14 protein-coding genes and 2 pseudogenes are annotated in these 19797 nt (G+C 68.2%); 10 read left to right on the top strand and 6 right to left on the bottom strand.

Going from position 1 to position 19797, the window contains the following annotated elements:
- Nucleotides 1–137: 137 nt before the first annotated feature.
- Nucleotides 138–300: pseudogene (locus tag ACTWQR_RS48195) on the bottom strand (IS256 family transposase); the annotation flags it as partial.
- Nucleotides 301–392: 92 nt separating this feature from the next.
- Entirely contained in the window at nt 393–1052 is a 660-nt protein-coding gene (locus tag ACTWQR_RS48190; protein ID WP_443233682.1) for a TetR/AcrR family transcriptional regulator, read from the bottom strand.
- Nucleotides 1053–1486: 434 nt separating this feature from the next.
- Between ACTWQR_RS48190 and ACTWQR_RS48185 the strand changes: the two genes are divergently transcribed.
- The 6 genes and pseudogenes from ACTWQR_RS48185 to ACTWQR_RS48160 all read left to right on the top strand — a co-directional run.
- On the top strand, nt 1487–2521 hold the full coding sequence (locus tag ACTWQR_RS48185) for an ABC transporter substrate-binding protein (RefSeq protein ID WP_443233681.1): 1035 nt from the start codon (nt 1487–1489) through the stop codon (nt 2519–2521).
- A 117-nt stretch (nt 2522–2638) separates the two neighbouring features.
- Nucleotides 2639–4171, top strand: a complete 1533-nt coding sequence (locus ACTWQR_RS48180; protein ID WP_443233680.1) for a bifunctional 3-(3-hydroxy-phenyl)propionate/3-hydroxycinnamic acid hydroxylase — start codon at nt 2639–2641, stop codon at nt 4169–4171.
- A gap of 56 nt (nt 4172–4227) precedes the next feature.
- Complete coding sequence (locus ACTWQR_RS48175; RefSeq protein WP_443233679.1) at nt 4228–5166, top strand: VOC family protein; 939 nt, start codon at nt 4228–4230, stop codon at nt 5164–5166.
- Between the two features lie 282 nt (nt 5167–5448).
- Complete coding sequence (locus ACTWQR_RS48170; protein ID WP_443233678.1) at nt 5449–6402, top strand: fumarylacetoacetate hydrolase family protein; 954 nt, start codon at nt 5449–5451, stop codon at nt 6400–6402.
- Nucleotides 6403–6674: 272 nt separating this feature from the next.
- Nucleotides 6675–7901: an MFS transporter gene (locus ACTWQR_RS48165; RefSeq protein WP_443233677.1), complete on the top strand. Its 1227-nt coding sequence runs from the start codon at nt 6675–6677 to the stop codon at nt 7899–7901.
- A gap of 20 nt (nt 7902–7921) precedes the next feature.
- Nucleotides 7922–8164: pseudogene (locus ACTWQR_RS48160) on the top strand (transposase); the annotation flags it as partial.
- Nucleotides 8165–8450: 286 nt separating this feature from the next.
- Here ACTWQR_RS48160 and ACTWQR_RS48155 read toward each other — a convergent pair.
- The 3 genes from ACTWQR_RS48155 to ACTWQR_RS48145 form a co-directional block, all read right to left on the bottom strand.
- A complete protein-coding gene (locus ACTWQR_RS48155) occupies nt 8451–9833 on the bottom strand; it encodes an amidohydrolase family protein (RefSeq protein ID WP_443233676.1) in 1383 nt (460 codons plus the stop codon).
- A 434-nt stretch (nt 9834–10267) separates the two neighbouring features.
- Nucleotides 10268–12034, bottom strand: a complete 1767-nt coding sequence (locus ACTWQR_RS48150) for an FAD-dependent oxidoreductase (protein ID WP_443233675.1) — start codon at nt 12032–12034, stop codon at nt 10268–10270.
- Between the two features lie 46 nt (nt 12035–12080).
- The gene (locus ACTWQR_RS48145; RefSeq protein ID WP_443233674.1) at nt 12081–14021 is read right to left on the bottom strand and encodes a maleylacetate reductase and hydroxyquinol 1,2-dioxygenase domain-containing protein; all 1941 of its coding nucleotides are present in this window, start codon (nt 14019–14021) and stop codon (nt 12081–12083) included.
- 187 nt (nt 14022–14208) lie between these two features.
- On the opposite strand from ACTWQR_RS48145, the gene ACTWQR_RS48140 reads away from it, so the two are divergent.
- Nucleotides 14209–15087 (top strand): helix-turn-helix domain-containing protein, encoded by an 879-nt coding sequence (locus ACTWQR_RS48140; protein WP_443233673.1) that lies wholly within the window; start codon nt 14209–14211, stop codon nt 15085–15087.
- A gap of 112 nt (nt 15088–15199) precedes the next feature.
- Here the strand turns inward: ACTWQR_RS48140 and ACTWQR_RS48135 are convergent, their stop codons facing one another.
- Entirely contained in the window at nt 15200–16423 is a 1224-nt protein-coding gene (locus ACTWQR_RS48135; RefSeq protein WP_443233672.1) for an acetyl-CoA C-acetyltransferase, read from the bottom strand.
- 264 nt (nt 16424–16687) lie between these two features.
- Here ACTWQR_RS48135 and ACTWQR_RS48130 point away from each other — a divergent pair, with 264 nt between their 5' ends.
- From ACTWQR_RS48130 to ACTWQR_RS48120, 3 genes are all read left to right on the top strand, one after another.
- Entirely contained in the window at nt 16688–17557 is an 870-nt protein-coding gene (locus ACTWQR_RS48130) for an ABC transporter substrate-binding protein (RefSeq protein ID WP_443233671.1), read from the top strand.
- On the top strand, nt 17554–18156 hold the full coding sequence (locus ACTWQR_RS48125) for a PaaI family thioesterase (RefSeq protein ID WP_443233670.1): 603 nt from the start codon (nt 17554–17556) through the stop codon (nt 18154–18156). Before ACTWQR_RS48130 ends, ACTWQR_RS48125 begins: the two co-directional genes overlap by 4 nt.
- Nucleotides 18157–18251: 95 nt before the next feature.
- On the top strand, nt 18252–19787 hold the full coding sequence (locus ACTWQR_RS48120) for a bifunctional 3-(3-hydroxy-phenyl)propionate/3-hydroxycinnamic acid hydroxylase (protein ID WP_443233669.1): 1536 nt from the start codon (nt 18252–18254) through the stop codon (nt 19785–19787).
- Nucleotides 19788–19797: the final 10 nt, after the last annotated feature.

The raw sequence follows: 19797 nt of genomic DNA, 5'->3' as shown, positions 1-19797 counted from the left end.
TAGCAGCGGCCGTTCTTTCGTGCTTCGTTACTCGACATCTCGAAGCGTGAAGAACGGCCGCGTCACGTGCCGCCGGTTTCCGAGGATCTCAGCAGGTCGAGTGACCTGCGACGTTAAACGCCAAGCTCAGGCCTGAAGTGGTCGCTGATCTCGCCTTCAAGGACTCCAGGATCCTTTTGGCAGCTGCTGCAGCAGCCCGCCCTGACCGGTGAGTTTGATCCCGCTGGCCTGGGCCCCGTCGACCAGCTGACTAATCAGCTGGTCGTCCAGATCGTCTGGCTTCAGCCCGGCCGACTGCACTTCCTACACGGCCTCAGCCGACCCGGTCACGTCTGTCATCAGGTGTCACTCCACTTTCAAGATCCACCGTTGACCGTACAGACCCTTAGGAATCAGTCGGGAGCGCAGGAGGACCAACTACCTGGTCCGGCTTGGGTGGGAGTGCTGAGAACTCGGGCTGTTCCGTCCTGGACTGGATGGGCTGCTAGGTCTCGGATTCCCAAGTCAACGAGTTGTTCGGCAAGTGCGTCGTCGAGCGGGCTGACGCCGAAGAGGAGATGGAAGTAGACCGGTGCGTAGAACAACTGGGCTGCCGCGCTCGGGTCCAGGTCCGGCCGGAAGACGCCTTCGTCGATTCCCCTGCGCATCAGTTTCTCGACGGCCGCGGCGCGCCCCTGCCAGAAGCGCTCGCGGAAGTTGGCCATGGTCTCGGGGTCGTACTGCCCCTCGGCGATGATCTGGGCGACGAGTTTGCCCTGCGGGCCGGCGTAGTGAGTGATCAGCGACTTGAGGTGTGCCAGGAGGGCGTCGCGTACCGGTACCCCTTCGGGGATGCGGGTGTGCGCCAGGTGGTTTTCCATGAAGGCGTCGATGACGACGGCGGCCTTGCTGGGCCACCACCGGTAGATCGTCGCCTTGCTGACCTTGGCCCGCTTGGCGATCGCCTCCATGGTCAGCTTCTGCACTGTGATGGCACGCCGTCCATCACGAACGAGAAGGTCCATGGTCGCGTCGAGGATCGCGCGACGGCTCGATTCGCTTCGTACAGCCACAGTAGAAATTCACCTCAGGTGCGACCGCAGTCCCCATGCCGACGCGATTGGCATGCGCGTACCCAGAAATAGATACGAAACGTATCGAATGGCTTGGCGCCCGTCAAGAAGCACGGCAGGTTCTCAGCTGCTCCCGGGGGCGTGCGCGCCGACCGTCCTGGTTCGAGCGATCCATGCGGACGCGGCCCTTCGTGGTCTTGAGTATCTCGCGCTTCCCCTGCTGTGTCGGCCCATCGCGGCTCGTATTGCCGGAGAGGAGGTTCTGTGGCCGGCGTCACCCCGTCGGAGCGCGACGGCACGAGTAATGCGTCATGAGTCCAGTTCACGCTGTTCCTTCGTTCAGCAAGGGGGCGGGATGAAGTGCATGAGATGCGAAACGTATCGTTTCGAATGTAGTGTTGTTGCGTTGCCTTTCGCAGGAAGGAGGGCGCCCGATGACGGTGTGCCTTCGACGGGCGGTGTTCGTGCCGCCTTCTGTCTGTGTCGTAGCCGACGAGCTGGGGATCTACGCCGACATGGGTGTGGACGTCGAGACGGTGCTAATCGAGTCGTCGACGGATCAGAGAGACCGGTTGCTGAGCGGGAACGTCGATGTCGGCGTCACAGCCATGGACAACCTCTTGGTCTGGAACGCCGACGGCGGGGATCTTCGGATCGTGGCCCAGGTGGAGTCGACAACGCCTCTTGAGCTGGTTGCCCGGCCCTCGGTGGCCGGGGTGCAGGGACTGCGGGGCGCGGTGCTGGGCGTCGACGCCGTGAACAACGGGTTCGCGGTGGTGTTGCGTTATCTGCTCGCTCGGCGTGGTCTGTCGGCCACTGACTACACGTTGCTGCCGGTGGGTGGGGTGCGTGAGCGGTGGGAGGCGCTGCGTGCGGGGTCGATCGATGCGACGTTGCTCGGGCCGCCTCTGGATGAGCGGGCGACGGGGGAGGGCTTCGTGTCTCTGGCCTCTGTGGAGACGGAGGTGCCGGACTTTCCTGGACAGGGCGTACTAGCCGGCCCGGGGGTGTTGAAGGCGGATGGCGACGGGCTTCTGCTGTATTTGGCGGCGTTGGAAGCCGCGCGGCAGTGGCTCTGCGATGAGTCGCACGAGCAGGTGCTGGACCTGATGGCGAGAGGTGGTCACGGGCCCGGCTTCGGCGCGGGCGGCGTTGCGGACGCGTCCGGAGTCGTTGGTTCCCGCGCGTGCGGGTCTGGAGCGGATCCTGTCGATGCGCGACGGGTTCGGCCTGCTGCCGCAGCCCGTACCGGGCGCCGGGGATCCGTACGCCGACGGGCCTCTTGGCGCGGAGTTGCGGCCGTGACATCGGCCCAAACTGCCCACCCCCGACGTCTGCTGCCCCGCGCAGCACACGAGCGCGCGCAGATGGGAAGGCCGGGCGGTGACGCGGGTTTCGTCACAGAGTTCTACGGACTCAGCACCCACCACTCACGTGCGCGATCGGCGCGCCGCTCGCGCCGGGGCTGACTCCGGGCCAACAGGGGCGCACAGCCGGGGCGGCCGGAAGGTCCGGCACGGGCCGACGGAGTGCCCAAGTAAGAGCGGTACTTCCAACAAGTACCAGAGAGAATCAGGGGAAATTTGGTGTCCCAAGACTGCGAAGTCCTGGTCGTCGGCGGTGGCCCCATCGGCGTGAAGATGCTGGCCGAGTTGGGCCATGCCGGCGTGCAGGCCGTGGGTATCGAGATGTGGCCCGAAATGTGGAAGCAGGCCCGCGCCGTGCACTTCGATGCCGAGGCGATGCGCTCCTTCCAGCCCATCGGCCTTGCGTCTCAGGTGTCCGCTGTGACAAGTCCGATGCGTCATTACCGGATGGAGAACGAAGCCGGGGAGACCCTCTTGTCCTTCGTGACCGGACAGTGGGGATCGCAGGCGTGGCACGGCGAGAACCTGTTCCATCAGCCGGAGATCGACGCGCTGCTGCGCGCCGAGGTCGACCGGCTCCCTGGTGTGGATCTCCGCCTCGGGACGACGCTCGAGGAAATCGAGGAGGACGAGGAAGGCGTCCGCTGCCATGTCCGGACGACCGAGGGAGCGCGGCACACGATCACCGCGCGCTGGGTGGTCGCCTGCGACGGTGCCAACTCCACGGTCAGGGAAGCGCTCGGCATCCCCGTCGAGAACCTCGGCGTCGACGACCCGTGGCTCGTGGCCGATGGACACCTGCACGGGACCGCGGACATCGAGGGCGACATGGTGCTTCTGGGCCGGCACACGAGGCCCGCGCTCTGGCTCAGGCTGCCCGGCGACCGTGCGCGCATCGAGCTCAAAGTACTGGCGGGCGACGATCCGGACGAGATCATCACGCCCGAGGGGATTGCCCGGCTCAGCAAGGGCCTCCTCACACCTGAGAACTTCACCCCGGATCGTCGCTCTATCTACACCTTCCGCGCCCGCGTTGCGGAGCGGTGGCGGGTTGGCAACGTGTTCCTCGCGGGTGATGCCGCCCACCAGGCGCCGCCCCTGTTCGGTCAGGGTTTGTGCGCCGGTATGCGGGACGTGACCAATCTGGTGTGGAAACTGCGGCTCGTCTCCAGCGGAAGGGCCCCCGAGTCCCTGCTCGACACCTACGAGTCCGAGCGTCGGCCCCACGCTTGGTACTGGGTCAACGAGGCGGCGACGATGGCCAACCTCGTGCAGACCACCGACGCTCATGTCGCTGCCCAGCGGGATGCTCATTTTCTCGCCGAGCCCGAGAAGGGCTTCCCCGCAGACCCAGCCCTGGGACCCGGGTTGCACACGGGAGACGTCGACGTGCACGCCGGGCGCCTCTCGATTCAGCCACTGCTGCACGACGGGACACGTCTCGACGACATAGCGGGGAATCGCTTCCTGCTTGCCGCTGAGCCCGAACTGCTGGCCGGGCTTCCCGCCTCCCTCCGTGCATCCCTGGAGGACGAGCCCGAAATCACTGTGCTCACCTCGATGGAGCAGATCGGTGAGCTGCTCCAATCCGTGATGTCCCCGGCCGTCGTGGTCCGTCCCGACCGCTACGTGGCCGGGACTGCGCAGACGGCCCAAAGCCTCGAAGAACTGCTCCGCATGCTGCCTCTGGGACTCGAGCGGGAGGCCCAGCGAGACATGACTCGGACCGAGGGGTCGGCGGCCTTGAGCTGATCGTCGCAACTCCGCAACCCCGCAATCACTCATCATCATCACTAATGGAGTTCGTCATGCCTGATCGACCGATCACTCATCTGCGGCACGTGGACATCGCGGTGCAGGACTACGAGAAGCAGGTCGCTTTCTACGAGGAAAAGTGGGGACTGGCCAAGGTCGGCACAGACGGTGACCTCACGTACTTCGCCGCTGAGGGTTCGCCGGAGCAGTACGTGATCCGTGTCCGCCGCTCTCAGGACAAGCGTCTGGACCTGGTGGCCTACGGCGCGGCCGACCGTGCGACGGTGGACGCTCTGGCCACGCGACTGGCCAGGGACGGCGTGAAACTGGTGGGAGGGCCGGACACGCTGCAGACGCCGGGCGGCGGCTACGGCTTCCGGTTCTTCGACGTCGAAGGGCGCACCATCGAGATCTCCACCGAGGTCGCCGCCCGAACCCACCGCAAGGTCGAGGAGCGCGAGGACATTCCCGTGCGGTTGTCGCACGTGGTCCTCAACTCGCCTGAACCGGAGCGACTGCAAGCCTTCTACGAGAAGTACCTGGACTTCCGGCTCACCGACACCAATGTGCATCCGAAGCTGGGCGGGATCATGTGGTTCATGCGGTGCAACCCGCAGCACCACAGCATGGCGATCGCCCGGTGCCCGCATGTCTCGCTGCACCACGCGTCGTTCGAAATGCGGGGGCTGGACGAGTACATGCGCGGCAGCGGCCGTCTCATGCGCGACGGAGTCCACAAGGTGTGGGGCCCGGGCCGGCACCGCGCGGGCGACAACACCTTCACGTACTTCCACGACCCCAACGGCAACACCATGGAGTACACCACGGAGCTGGAGACGCTGGACGAGGACACCTGGCATCCCCACCTCTACAGCACCGACGACCCGGAGACCTCGGACCAGTGGGGAACCTCCAACCCCATGAACGACTTTGTGTCCAGGGAGATGTTCAACGACCCCGACCGCGGACTGTTCATCGCACCCCCCGTATGAGACGAGGGCGGGCTGTCCATGCGTCGGCAGCCCGCCCCGCCATGACAAGTCGCCGGCCTTCTACGGCCGGTGACTCTGGACGGGATCCCCTCGCATGCCTGGTGAGTCGGCTGACGCACGGGATCCCGCACATGAGTACACAAGACAAGATCGAGCTCCCGGTCAGCCGCTCGCTCAAGCCAGCCTTCTGAGCGACGCCGTGGACCCGGGGCCCGCGGATGACGCCGAGCAGAATCCCGCCCGGCTGGTCCGCCCGCCATCACCAGAAAATTGAGGACACCCATGAGCAGTACGCCCTTCTCCCTGGGAACGTTCGCCGAAGCGTCCGGCAGCCCGTTCCCCGGCATCGTCCTGGATGACAAGGTGTACGGCACCCGGGCCGTTCTGCCCGAGGCCGCCACCACCCGGGACCTGCTCGCTGACTGGGAGGCGGCCCTCGATGCGCTGCAGGGTCTCGCCGACGCGCCCGTAGGCCCCGGGCTGCCGCTCGGCGACCTGCGGGTGCTGGCCCCGGTCCAACTGCCGGGGCAGATCATCGCTGCCGGAGCCAACTATCGCGAGCACGTCATCCAGATCACGGTGGCGCACCGCCTGGGGAAGGCGGACGCCACCGAGGAGGAGCTGCGCGAGCAGGCTGCCCGGGAGATCGACGAGCGCCGGGCGAACGGTGAGCCGTATGTTTGGATCGGCGTTCCGTCAGCCATCAGCGGCCCTTACGACGACATCGTCCTGCCCTCCATCGGTGAGAACCACGACTGGGAACTCGAGCTGGGCGTGATCATCGGTCGCGAGGCGCGAGAGGTGAGCCCTGCCGAGGCACTGGACTACGTCGCGGGCTACACCATCTGCAACGACCTCACCACGCGCAGTCTGGTGCCCCGCCCGGAGATCCCCATGATGGGCACGGACTGGATGCGGTCGAAGAACCAGCCCGGCTTCTACCCCACGGGACCGTACGTCGTCCCGTCGCGGTTCGTGGCCGACCCGCACGATCTCGACATCACCCTGCGGCTCAACGGCAAGGTCATGCAGAAGGGCAACACGGGTGACATGGTCTTCGACATCCCCGCCCTCATCTCCTACGTCTCCCACCGGTTGGTCCTGCAGCCGGGCGACATGCTCATCACCGGCTCGCCGGAGGGCAATGGTTCCCACTACGGGCGGTTCCTGCGCGCGGGGGACGTGATGGACAGTGAGATCTCCGGCCTCGGGTCGCAGCGCAACGTCTGCAGGTAGGCACGTTCGTTTCGTCCCTACAGAACCATCAACTGGTTGAGGGGACCGTAGGGACGGCCCTGCCTACGGAGGCCCGTCGCCGGACACCCCGGCGAGGAGGCGGACCGTAGCGATTGCCGTGAGTGCCGCCGCGGTTGTCTGTAGGCCGCGGCGGCACCTACGGACCACCTGATTCGGCCAGCGTCGTCCGAAGACCTGCTTCCCCCTTCGCGCCGGAACGGTGGCATGTCGGCCGCCGGGACTGCCCCACGGTCTCAACTCCAAGGAGAATCATGTCTGTCGGTGTCAAGGCCGACTCGCTTCACCAGCACACGTCGCACAAGACGAGAGGGGGCACCGGGCTCCTGGCCACGGCCACGGGGCTGTGCGTGGCCAATCTCTACTACGGGCAACCGCTGCTCGACGCCATCGCGCGCGGGCTGCATACGTCCTCGTCCACGGCCGCACTCCTCATCACGTTGACGCAGGCAGGCTACGCGGTAGGACTGCTCCTTCTGTTGCCACTGGGTGACCTCGTCGATCGAGCGAAGTTCGTGCCGTTGATGTCGCTGACCACGGCGGTCGCCCTGGCGGTGATGGCGATCGCTTTTTCCGCCCCGCTCTTTTTGGCTGCCGCCGCCGTCGCCGGAGCAGGCGCCTCGACCGCGCAGGTGCTGGTCCCGTTCGCCACCGAACTTGCGCCGGCACATCATCGCGGCCGGGTCGTCGGCACCATGGCGATGGGGCTGCTGCTCGGCTCTGTGCTGGCCCGCACCGTGGCCGGTTACCTTGCCGATCTCGCCGGCTGGCGCACGGTCTACGGCGCTGCCGCTGTGGCCATGGGGGTGCTCGCCCTGGTCCTGCGGCTACGGATGCCGGTGGTGACGTCCTCCACGCGGATCGGCTACGGGGCGCTGCTGGCCTCCACGTTCCGAATCATCAGGCGGGAGCCGGTGCTTCGCGTGCGGATGGCGCTCGGTGGTCTCAGCTTCGCCGGGTTCTCGGTGCTGTGGACCGCCCTGACCATGCTGCTGAGCGGATCGCCTTACCACTACTCCATGGGAACCATCGGATTGTTCGGGCTGCTTGGAGTTGTAGGCAGTCTGGTGGCCCGACCGGTCGGATCACTCACCGACCGGGGACGTGGGGGCCTGCTGACCACCCTCAGTTGCCTGTTGCTCGCCTTGTCCTGGGCGGTCCTGTTCTTCGGAAACCACCTCATCGCGCCGGTCATCATCGGAGCCGCGCTGTTCACTCTGGCAGTGCAAGGACTCCAGGTCGCCAACCAGAGCCGCATCTACCAGTTGGACAGCGGTGCGCTGAGCCGTGTCAACTCGGCCTACATGACGGCATACTTCATCGGCGGAGCCGTCGGCTCTGGGCTAACGGGCGCCGTATACGGGACGGGAGCCTGGACCGGGGTGTGTGTGCTCGGTCTGACCCTCAGCGTGTTGACGGTGCTGGCTTGGGCGTTCGGCAGCCGCGCCGACCGGCGGCGTCGTGCGCCGGCGCACACCTGAGAGGGCGGTATGTGACCTGACTACGCTGGCAGGTCCGGGAGAAGAAGGGCCGATTAGCCGACCCCAGCCTGGTGGTGCTCGACACCCAGAGCCTGCACGCCGCCGCCGGAGTCCCGGCCGAAACCACCGGACGGGACGCGAACAAGAAAGTGCCCGGCCGCAAGCGCGGACTGGCCGTCGACGTGCTGGGCCTGCCGATCGCGGTGGTGGTACTGGCCGCCTCCGTCCACGACAACGCCGCTGGCATCGCGCCGCTCGACAGGGTGGTGCCAGAGGGCGTGCCGGTGGTCATCGTGCCGTGGGCCAGGAGCTCGTCGTCCACGAGCGTTGTCTTCCACAGGTCGACGACGGCAGGGCCGTCCTTCCCGCTGCTCTCGACGCGGTGACGAACATCGGTGGCGATCGTGGCCGTGCCCTCTGCGGTGTTGGCTGTGACGACCCGGCGCACCCACTGGTGGTCTGTCGGCGATGCGGACACCGTCCCTCTTCGGTGTTGTTGGCTGGTGGTGTTGTCAGTCGTGGCGGTGCCGAAGCGCGACCTCGGTGCGATCAAGTGCGTGGCCGGGCATCCGGGGACGCGTCCCGAGAGGCTCTCTCGCGGATCCCGACTTGGGTGGCCACGGCCTGTGCGCTCACGACGGCGGCGTCGGCGTGGCGCAGGCGACCGTCCTGTTTCAGGATGCGTCCGTCGGCGATCACCGTGTCGACGTTCGCCGGCCCCGCGCTCTGGACGAGTTGGAGACTGGGGTCGTTGCCGGGCGCCGGGAGCATGTTGATCTGGTCCATGCGGACGAGGATCACATCCGCGCGCTTGCCGGGGGTGAGCGATCCGGTCACCTCGTCCAGGCCGAGTACGCGGGCACCGCCCAGGGTCGCGAGCTCGATGACTTCCCGGGGGTGCATGAGGGGCGTCTGCGGGCCATCGCCGAAGAAGTCCTGTGCCACCACATCGGTGAACGAGGTTTCGGGACGCTGTGCGATGCGTGCGGCATGGAGGAGGATGCGCATGGACGCGAACGGATCCACGGCGGTCTGACAGTTGACGTCGACGGAGAAGCCGATGTCCTCGAAGCGGACGCCACCGGCGAGCATCTCCTGCAACGGTGGCAGTCCCGCGCCCACCAGGGGGTCGGTGGACGGACAAAGTCCCACTTTCATCCCGGTGGCCGCGACGAAGGCGATCTCTTCGGCTGGGGCTCCGGCACCGTGGGTGTACAGAAAGTCCGGCCCGATCAGATCGAGATGCCCGGAGAAGTCGGTGTGGGGTGCGATCGTCCGGAGGCCGAGTCCACGCGCCGCGCGTACCTCTTCGGGCAGCGCCTTGCCGTTCTGGATCGCGATGCCGAGACTGACACGGCCGTCACCGTGCTCGTCCAACCAAGCGAGAGCACGCTTCAGTTCGGCCTCGCCGATCGAGCCGTCGAGTCCCGGTAGCGTGTCGCCGTAACCGAAACGGGCGCGCAGACCCGAGTCGGCCAGGGCCTGCATCTCGGCCTCGGCGTCCGCGAAGTCGCGCAGCCCGTGGGCCCAGTTGTGGCAGGCGGTCAGTCCGGCGTTGACCGCTTCCGTGGCCGCGTACCGGACTGCCCAGTAGTGGTCCCGAGCTGTGTAGAACTGAGCCAGGTGGAACAGGCCGAAGTACTGGACGGCGTCGTGCGACATGCCACGCAGGACCGAGTTCCACATGTGCCAGTGCACGTCGACGAATCCTGGCATCACGACGCAGTCACGCGCGTCGATCACCTCGGCGTCCGGTGCATCGATCTTCTGAGCCACGCCGGTTATCACACCGTCACGGACGTGTACGTCGCCTTCGGCGATGTCCCCGATCTCGGGGTCGACGCTCAGGACATGGCCGCCCCTGATCAGGTACTCACCGCGCGGAGCGGTGGCCGGAGCGTCATGGGAGGTTTGTGCTCGCCGTTGAGCCATGGGTCTTCCTCCGCTGATGGATGAATTGGTTGGACGACCCCGCAGGTGAACTCGGCGATTTGGGCGTCGCCGAAGGTGACGCCGAGTCCGGGTGCCGTGGGCGGCCGGAATTCGGCGTCGGTGCAGGCGACCGGATCGGCCACCAGGTCGTCGGTGAGCAGGAGAGGGCCAAGCACTCTGATCCGGTGCCGACGCCGGGTGTGGTGCAGAACAGGCGGTGTCGGCGACCGTGCCGGGGGAGCTCTCGATGGTGGTGCCGCCGTGGCTGGGGATGCCGACGGTCTCCGCGATGGTGGTGATCCGTTCGATCGCGGAGATCGCCGGACTCGGCTACCTTGACCGCGAAGATGTCCGCGGCGCCTTCCGCGCCGAGCCCGACGGTATCCCCGGCGGGATCGGCGCTCACTCACTCCGGACGCCGGCGCCGCTCGCCGTCACAGAAGTGCGGGCCTGCAGAGCGCCGCGGTCAGCGCTTCCCTCAGCAGGCGGGTCGCCTCGGCGATGTCGGTGGCACCGCTGGGCCGCCGCCAGGCAACGTACCCGTCGGGGCGGACCAGCAGCACGCCCTCCTCGTCGATCTCCGCGCGGCGGCTCCACTCGCCGTACGCGTCGTGCGCGTCGCGGTCGATGACGACGCCGCGCAGGTCGAGACCGAGCTCCTGGGCCAGCGTGTCGGCGGCGTCGGCCCACGCCGTTCCGGCGAGACCGGTGACGACGGAGAAGCTGCCCTTGCCGATCAGGTCGAGCGTCGAGACGCGCCCGCCCCTGTCGTCGGCGAGCCAGGCGTGCGGCAGCTTCGCGCCGGGGCGTGAGGTCGGGCGCCCGAAGAGTTCGTCGTCGCGGGAGATCGTCTCCACGGTGCCGTCGGGGATGACGGCTGCCGACTGGTAGCGCTGGTTGTGCTCGACGCCGTGCGCGTTGAACTCGTAGTTCTTCAGCTCGATCGCCTCGCGGATGGCGCGCCGCTTCTTCGCACCGTCGGCGTCCGGCTGCCGCGCCGCGTGCAGGGCCTTGGTGATGCCCTCCTCGTCCCCGCCGACGACGCCGAGGGCCTCGAAGAGGGGCAGGAACTCGTCGCGGGAGAGGTTCGCGCGTTCGACGATCTGCTTCGCGACGGGGGCTCGTTCGTCGGTGTAGGTGTCCAGCAGCTCAGGCCCGGCGTGCCCCTTGATGACGGCCGCGAGCTTCCAGGCCAGGTTGTAGGAGTCCTGGACGGAGGTGTTGGAGCCGAGGCCGTTGGACGGCGGGTGCCGGTGCACGGCGTCGCCGGCGCAGAAGACGCGGCCGGCGTGCAGCCGTGTCGCGTAGGCGTGGTTGACCGTCCAGAGGGCGGCGCTGTCGATCTGCACGTCGAGTTCGTCGTCGCCGACGAGGTCCCGGACGATCGCTGCCGCCGCTTCGTCGGTGACCTTCGGCGGGGGGTTGTCGATGTCGTAGCCCCAGACGATGAGCCACTCGTTCCAGGGCCGGACCATGCGCAGCAGACCCATGCCGATGCCGCCGACGTCGGCGCCTGGGCGCATGATCCAGTACAGGACGCTGGGACGGTGCTCGACGTGCTGCGTGAGGTCGGCCCTGAAGACGATGTTCATGCTGCCGGCCTTGCCCATCTGTCCTTCCATGGGCAGTCCGAGCTTGTCCGCGACGATGCTGCGGCCGCCGTCGGCGCCGATCATGTAGCGGGCGCGGACGGTGTGCTCGGTTCCGCTGGGCCGGTCGCGCAGGCGCGCGGTTACGCCGTCCGCGTCCTGTTCGAAGTCGATGAGCTCGGTGTTCAGTCGGACGATGGCGCCCCGCTTGGCGGCGTTGGCCAGGAGGATGGGCTCCAGGTAGGTCTGCGGGAGGTCGATCATGCCGCAGGGGCTCTGGGCCGCGTATTCGGTCAGGCTCTCGTCGCCGGTGCCCCAGGTGCGGATGCGGCCGATCTCGTCGCCGAGGAGTGAGGTGGCGAAGACGGTGTCGCCCATCAGGTGGTTCGGGGTGCCCTTCTCCAGCGCTTGCTTCTCGATGCCGAGGTCACGGAAGACCTCCATGGCGCGCTGGTTGGTGATGTGGGCGCGCGGAGTGTCGGCGAGCCAGCCGTATTTGGTGACCAGGTGGGTGCGTATGCCGTAGGTGGCGAGCAGGAGGGCGGCGGTGCCGCCGGCGGGTCCGCTGCCGACGACCAGGACATCGGTGTCGTAATTTTCAGGTGTTCTCATGCTCTCTCCGTCAGGCTGCGTGAAAGGTCGTCAGGGGATCGCGCCATCAGTGCTGGTCGAGGCGCGCGATGCGGAAGGTGAACTCAAGCAGGCGCCACTCGCCGTCGACCGGTCGGCCGTCGGGCGCCGGGCCGGTGCGCGGTGTGAAGTCGGTGATCAGGTCGTCCTTGACGCCGAAGACCGCGTCGCGTTGCCCGGGGACTCCGTCGAGGTAGGCCCCGCCACGTACGAACAGCTGGGTGATCAGCGGCTGGTGTCCGGGGGCGTTGATCAGGAAGTGCACATGGGGAGCGCGGTAAGGGTGACGGCCCACAGCGGAGAGCATCTTGCCGACCGGACCGTCGTCCGGGATCGGGTATTCCGACGGAAGGATCGACCAGAACGTGAACCGTCCATCGGCGTCGGTGGTGAATCGGGCGCGGAGCACAGGCCCGTCCAGGTCGGGGAGTTGGACGTCGTAGAAGCCGTCCTCGTTGGACTGCCACACGTCCACGACAGCACCGGCGACCGGCTCCCCGTCCTGGTCGGTCACCTGGATGTCTGCCAACATCGGCGTACCCGTGAAGTCTCCGGCGATGTCGCTGCCGTGGTCGGCGGCGGGTGGTCCGGCGACGTAGAACGGGCCGAGGATCGCGGACGAAGTGGTGTCCGGGGTACGGGAGTTGGCCAGGGCGTCGACCACGCTGGACATCCCGAGGGTGTCGGACAGGAGGATGAACTCCTGCCGGGTGACGGTGGTGATGTGGCCGGCCTCGGTGAGGAAGGCGATGGCCTGCTGCCACTCCAGCGGGGTGAGGTCGTTGCGGGCCGTGTAGGAGTGCAGGGTGCGCACGAGGTCGGTCAGCAGTTGCCGCAGGCGCGGGTCCGCGCAGCCGTCGAAGCTCGCCACGACCTCGTCGGTCAGCGGGCGCAGGTCGGGTAGGGCCCCGGCCGCCGCCTGGGGGCGACGGCCCTGCCAGGCGTCCCGCAGCAGGCCCGTGAGGCCGGTGCGGGTCAGCTCGCGCGGGTTCGGATACGGCTGGGAGGTGGCCAGGTCCGCCGCGCGCTCCAGGTCGGCCTCGGCCATGCCGAGATCGCGCAGTGCCGTCGGGCCGCCGACCCGGCGGATCAGGTCGAAGACGCCTGTGGGGGCGTCGGGCGCGCCCAGGGCGCGCGCGATGCGGTCCATCGCCTCCGACGCGGCGGGCGCGTTGTACGCCATGGCGTGCGGAAGAATCACGGTGTGGGTTTCGGCGTGCGGAAGGCCGAAGGCGCCGCCCAGCGTGTGGCACAGCTTGTGGTGCAGTCCCATGCCGACGGCACCGAGGCAGGTGCCCGCCAGCCATGCCGCCAGCAGAAGATCCGACCGTGCCTCCTGGTCGGAGGGGTCGTCGTGGAGGACGGGCAGGGAGCGGGCGACGGCCGCGACCGCCTCCAGGGCCATGGCGTCGGTGACCGGAGTGGCATCCGGCGAGTAGAGGGCCTCCACGGCGTGGGCCAGCGCGTTGACGCCGCTGGTCACCGCCATCGGAACGGGTAGTCCGAGGGTGAGCTCCACGTCGTAGACGACCGTTTCCGGCAGGATCTCGGGCGCGGAGCGGGTGATCTTGCGGCCGTTCCGCGTCTCGCCGAGGACGGGGGTGACCTCGGAGCCGGCGTAGGTGGTGGGCACGATGACCTGGGGCAGGTCCGTACGGACCGCCAGCGCCTTCGCGAGGCCGGTCGTCGAGCCGCCGCCGATCGCCACCAGGCAGTCCACGTCATGCTCGCGCAGCACTGTCAGGGCCTGCTCGGTCACCTCGACGGGAGTGTGCATGGCAGCTCCGTCGAACTCCGCCACCAGCAGGTCGCCCAGGGCGTCACGGAGCCGTTCGGTGTCCTTGCGCAGGGCCGGTGCCCCGTCGGAGACGAGCATGACCCGGGACCTGCCGAGCCGCTCCGCCTCACCGCGGACCTGCGGAAGCGTGCCCGCGCCGAAGACGGCCCGGCTCGGTCCGACTGTGTGCACGAAACTCCTCATGAAGCTGCTCTCCATACTGCGGGGGCAGGGGGTCTACGCAGTATTCGAGCTCCCGCGTCGGCTGTTCCTGCACAATTGCGGCATCGCCCTGCACAAAAACGGCGTGCGCGGCGCCCGGTCCGTGCTTGCCCGCCCATGCCGAGGGCGGGAAGACTGTGCCGCGAAGGAGGGCCGCATGAGCGAGATGGGGCTTGGCGACACCCACGGAATACTGGCCAGGCCGGGAGTGCGTCCCGTCCGCACCAGCGCGGGGCTCGGCTGGGAGCGGCTGTATGTGTCGACGCAGCGAGAACTACCGTACCGGGACGCCTTCCAGGGAGCCGGCAGCAACCTGGTGATCCTGCATCTGGACGGACCCGTCACCGTCCGCAGGGGTCGCCGCGGACTGACGGCCGCCCAGCAGGTGCCGCCCGGCGGTCTCTTCCTGCATCCGGCGGCCACGGAGCTGGACGTGGAACTCGGCGGATACCTCAACACCGTGCACGTCTACCTGTCGGACGCGGCCCTCCAAGCGACGGCCGATGATGACCGACCGGTGCGGTTGAGGGAGGAGTTCGGCAGCACGGATCCGCTGCTGGAGCAGCTCGTCCTGGCGCTCGACGGTGTCGTACGGCGCTGGGAACCCAGCGGCAGCGCCTATGCGGATCAGCTCACGCTCATGACCGCGGCCCACCTGGCCCGTCGCCACAGCGTGCGGCAGGGGGTCGAGGAGCCTGCGGGAGGGCTAGTGGGGCTGAGCGACCTGCAGTTCGCGGCCGTTCGGGAACTCATCGACTCCCGTCTTTCCGAGCCGTTGTCCCTGGAGGATCTGGCATCGGCCGCGGGTCTCGGCGTCAGCCAATTCGCCCGGCGTTTCAAGGCCCGCACGGGGCGCCCTCCGCACCGGTACCTCGTGCGACTGCGGGTGGAGCAGGCCGCCCGCCTGCTGCGTGCGGGATCCATGCCCATCGCACAGGTGGCGGCGGCCTGCGGCTTCTCCCACCAGGAGCACCTGACCCGAGTGATCCGCTCCCACCTCAGCACGACGCCGGCCGCGCTGCGCCGCGAGGGCTGACGGCCGCCCGAGTCGCACGGGCTGTAGTTCCCCGGCGGGTACGCCCATGTGCATCGGGCGTCTGCCCGAGGCCTTCTGGCTGGTAGGCGACGCCACATCCGCGACGGGGTGTTCAGCTGAGGCGTTCCAGCACCATGGCCATGCCCTGCCCCCCTCCGACGCACATGGTCTCCACGCCCCACTGCGCGTCGCGCGTACGCAGACCGTTGATCAACGTGGTCATGATGCGGGCGCCGGTCGCACCGAACGGATGCCCCAGCGCGATGGCCCCACCGTGCACGTTGAGCCTTTCCAGCGGGATGCGGAGTTCGCGCTGAGAGGCGATGACCTGAACGGCGAACGCCTCGTTCATCTCGAACAGGTCGATGTCCCCGATCGACAGGCCGGCGTGCGCGAGGGCCCGTCGTGTGGCCTCGACCGGTCCCAGGCCCATGATCTCCGGGGACAGGCCGGACACGCCGGTGGCCACGATTCTGGCCAGGGGAGTGATGCCGAGCTCTCGCGCCCTGACGTCGCTCATGATGACCACGGCGGCGGCTCCGTCGTTCAGCGGGCAGGAGTTTCCTGCGGTGACCGAGCCGTTGGGCCGGAAGGCCGGCTGGAGACCTTCCAGAGCCTCGTACGTGGTGCCGGGGCGCGGGCTGTCGTCGGTCGCGATCACCGTGCCGTCGGGCCTTCGGACAGGGGTGATCTCCCGGGCCTGGAACCCGGACTCGGCGGCCTTGGCGTACAGCTGCTGGCTGCGCAGGGCGTAGTGATCCTGCTCCTGGCGGCTGATCTTGGAAAGGCCCGCGACGTTCTCCGCGGTCTGCCCCATGCCGATGTAGACGTCGGGCAGCAGGCCGTCGCGGCGGGGATCGGTCCACAGGCCGTTGGTTCGCGCGTCCTCCGCGGTACGGTCCCTGGCCGGGTCGAATGCCGGGTTCAAGACGTCGTCGGCATCCGCTCCGGTGGGCCCGAAGTGCCGGTAGCGGGAGACGCACTCGACACCCGCGCTGACGAAGACGTGGCCTTCTCCTGCCTTGATGGCGTGGAAGGCCATCCGGGCGGTCTGCAAGGAAGACGAGCAGAAACGGTTGACCGTGGTGCCGGGCACCTCGTCCAGCCCCAGCTGTACGGCCACCCGGCGGGCGATGTTGGCACCGTGCTCGCCGCTCGGCTCGGCGCAGCCGAGATGCAGGTCATCGATCTGCGTCGGGTCCAGTCCGGGTAGCTGGTCGAGGGCCGCACGGACCGCCGTCACCGCGAGGTCGTCGGGGCGGACATCCTTCAGGGAACCCTTGAAAGCGCGCCCGATGGGCGTGCGGGCGGCAGCGACTACGACGGCTTTAGGCATGTCATGCACCTCTCAGGATGGCGAACGGGTGCGTGGGGGCAGGTCGGCGCGAAGGCGGCTCTCCAGTGAAGAAGATACTGTACGGATCGTTTCGAATGGGAGTGTAGGCGTCTTTGTTTCGCCAGGTCATCCAGGCTGGTGCCTGCTGTTCTGAGCTCGCACCCCAGCGTGCCATGCACTAGAAAAGATTATCGGCTGCGATCCTAGACGTTCCGTTTCGATTGACCTAGTGTGAGGCCACCTCGTGCAGAGAGGAGCACTCCAATGACGGCGTGCTTTCGACAGGCGGTGTTCGTTCCGCCACCCGTGTGTGTCGTTGCCCACGAGCTGGGTTTCTTCGCCCACGTCGGCCTTGAGGTCGAGACCGTGCTGATCGAGTCGTCGACGGACCAGCGTGACCGACTCCTGACCGACGACGTCGATGCGGGCGTCACGGCCATTGACAACCTGGTCGTGTGGAACTCCGGCGGAGGCGACCTCCGAGTCGTCGCCCAGATCGAGTCGACGACACCGCTCCGTCTGGTCGCGCAGCCCTCGGTGAGAGGGCTGGAAGACCTGCGGGGCGCAACGCTCGGCGTCGATGCGCCGGACAACGGCTTCGCCGTCCTGCTCCGTCATCTTCTTGGTCAACATGGCCTCCCGCCCGGCGCGTACGAGTTCGAGCCGGTGGGCGGAGTGCGCGAGCGCTTCGAGGCCCTGCGCTCACGGTCGATCGACGCGGCGTGGCTGGGGCCGCCGCTGGACGAAATGGCGCAACAGGAAGGGTTCGTCTCGCTGCTCGCGGTCGAGGACGAGGTGCCGGACTTCCCTGGGCAGGGTGTCGTGGCCGGTCCCGCGACGCGGCAGGCGGGGCGGGAAAAGCTCTCTCTCTACCTCACGGCCCTCGAGGCGGCGCGGAAGTGGCTGCACGCCACTGCGGACGAACAGATCCTGGACGTGCTGACGAGAGGCGGCTACGGGCCGGCCTCGGCTCGGGCCGCGCTGCGCACCCGCCCGGTTTCGCTGGCTCCTGCTCGTGCCGGTCTGGAGTGCGTCCTGACGATGCGCGACAAGCTCGGCATGATGCCCGACCGGGCGCCTGGTGCCGATGACCTGTACGACGGCCGCCCGCTCGGTCTGGAGCTGCGTCCATGACGCCCGACCCGTTCACTCCCGACGGCCGTCGCGATGACACGGAGCTCGTCATCGGCGGGCAGGTGGCGAAGAGCGTGCGTCATCTGCTCAGCGAGGACCGTACTTGCGAACTCCTGGGAATACACGTCGAGTCGGCGGCCGACGGTCGGGCGCGCGCACGGATGCGGGTCCGGCCGGACATGGTCAACGGGCACGCGATCGTGCACGGCGGGCTCGTGTTCGCTTTGGCCGACACCACCTTCGCCTGCGCCGTCAACAGCTTCGGCCCGCCGGTCGTCACGGCGAGCGCGGACATCACCTTCCGGCGCCCCGGCCACCTCGGCGACGACCTGATCGCCGAAGCGGTGACCCGCTCCTGGCAGGGCCGCTCAGTGATCTGTGAGGTCACGGTGCGGCGCGGTGACGAGGTCATCGTCGAGTTCAGCGGGCGGGGAGCGCAGATCGTCCTGGCGGACGGTGTGCCGTCGACGGGGAGCAATCCGGTCCCGGGCAGCCTGTCCGGACGGGCCGGCCATGAGGAGCACCGCGCCCGTCCGGCGGGCGCGGACACCGAAGCGGTGGACGGCCCCGCCGTGCCAGGGCACACGCCGGGCCGCTAGAGCCGCGGACGCCGAGCGCGCAGGTCGTCCGGCGGACGCGCGGGTGCAGAGATCAAACGGTACTTCCAAGTACCCGAGCCGCAAATGGAGTTCAGGTGTCACAGGACTGTGAAGTCATCGTTGTAGGTGGTGGACCCGTCGGGGTGATGGCCCTTGCTTTGCTGGGCCATGCCGGTGTGCGGGCCGTGGGGATCGAACGCGAGCCCGAGCTGTGGGAACAGGCGCGGGCCGTGCACTTCGACGGTGAGACCGTGCGTTCCTTCCAGTCCATGGGGCTGGGGGAGGAACTCTCCGCCCGGATCAAGCCGATGTGCGACTACCGCATGGAGAACGAGGCCGGCGAGACTCTGGTGGCCCATGCCACGGGGCAGATGGGACCTCAGGCATGGCACTCGGAGGTCCTGTTCCACCAGCCTGAGATCGACGCGCTGCTGCGCGCCGAAGTCGAGCGGCTCGCCGATGTGGAACTCCGGCTCGGCACCACGCTGCTGGACATCCAGCAAGGTGCCGGCTCAGTCCGCTGCACCGTCCGTACACCGGACGGGACGACACAGACGCTCACCGCGCGATGGGTCATCGCCTGTGACGGCGCCACCTCGACCGTCAGGCGCACGCTCGGGATATCCGGCGAGAACCTCGGCACCGACGATCCGTGGCTCGTCGTCGACGGACGCCTGCGCGGGACGGCAGGCATCAAGGGTGACATGGTCTTCCTCGGCCGGCACACCCGTCCCGCGCTCTGGATCAGGCTCCCCGGTGACCGGGTGCGCATGGAGTTCAAAGTCCTCCCCGAGGACGACCGGGAGGAGATCGCCACACCGGCGGGCATCGCCCGGTTGAGCCGAGGGGTTCTCACACCGCAGAACTTCGAGCCCGACCGCATCGCCGTTTACACCTTCCGCGCGCGGTTGGCCGCGTCGTGGCGGGTCGGCAATGTGTTCCTCGCGGGCGACGCCGCTCACCTGGCGCCTCCGCTGTTCGGCCAGGGGCTGTGCGCCGGCCTGCGTGACGTGGCCAACCTGGTGTGGAAGATCCGGCTCGTCTCGCGTGGCAGAGCCTCCGAGTCCCTGCTGGACACTTACGAGTCCGAACGCAAGGACCACGCCAGGTACTGGGTCCAGCAGGCGGCGACGATGGCCGGACTCGTCCAGACCACCGACCCCGTGATGGCCGCCCGGCGGGATGCTCACATCCGTGCCAACCCGGCCGACGGCTACCCGTCGGCACCCGCCCTGGGCCCGGGTGTGCACACGGGCCCGGCCCACGTGTACGCCGGACGTATTTCGGTGCAGCCGATGCTGTCCGACGGGACACGGCTCGACGACCTCGTGGGACGCCGGTTCCTGCTCGCGGCCACGCCCGAACTGACGGCCGGGCTGCCCGATCCCGTACGCAAGGCGCTGGAGGCGGAGCCCGAGGTGGCCGTACTGACCTCCCCGCAGCACGTCGGCCAACTGCTCACCTCGGTCGAGGCCCCCGCGGTCCTGGTCCGTCCCGACCGCTATGTGCTCGGGACGGCACACACCCCCGAAGAGCTCGAAGCACTGCTCCGACTCCTGCCTCTCGCAGGCGCCCCGGAACCCCGGCGCGAGATGAGCCCGCCGCAGCAAGAGAACACCCTGCAGGCCTGACCCGCGCGCG

The organism is Streptomyces sp. 2A115 (assembly GCF_052245575.1).
GTDB lineage: Bacteria > Actinomycetota > Actinomycetes > Streptomycetales > Streptomycetaceae > Streptomyces.
The sequence above is the reverse complement of the archived record's forward strand: the minus strand, read 5'-3'. Positions and strand labels throughout refer to the sequence as shown.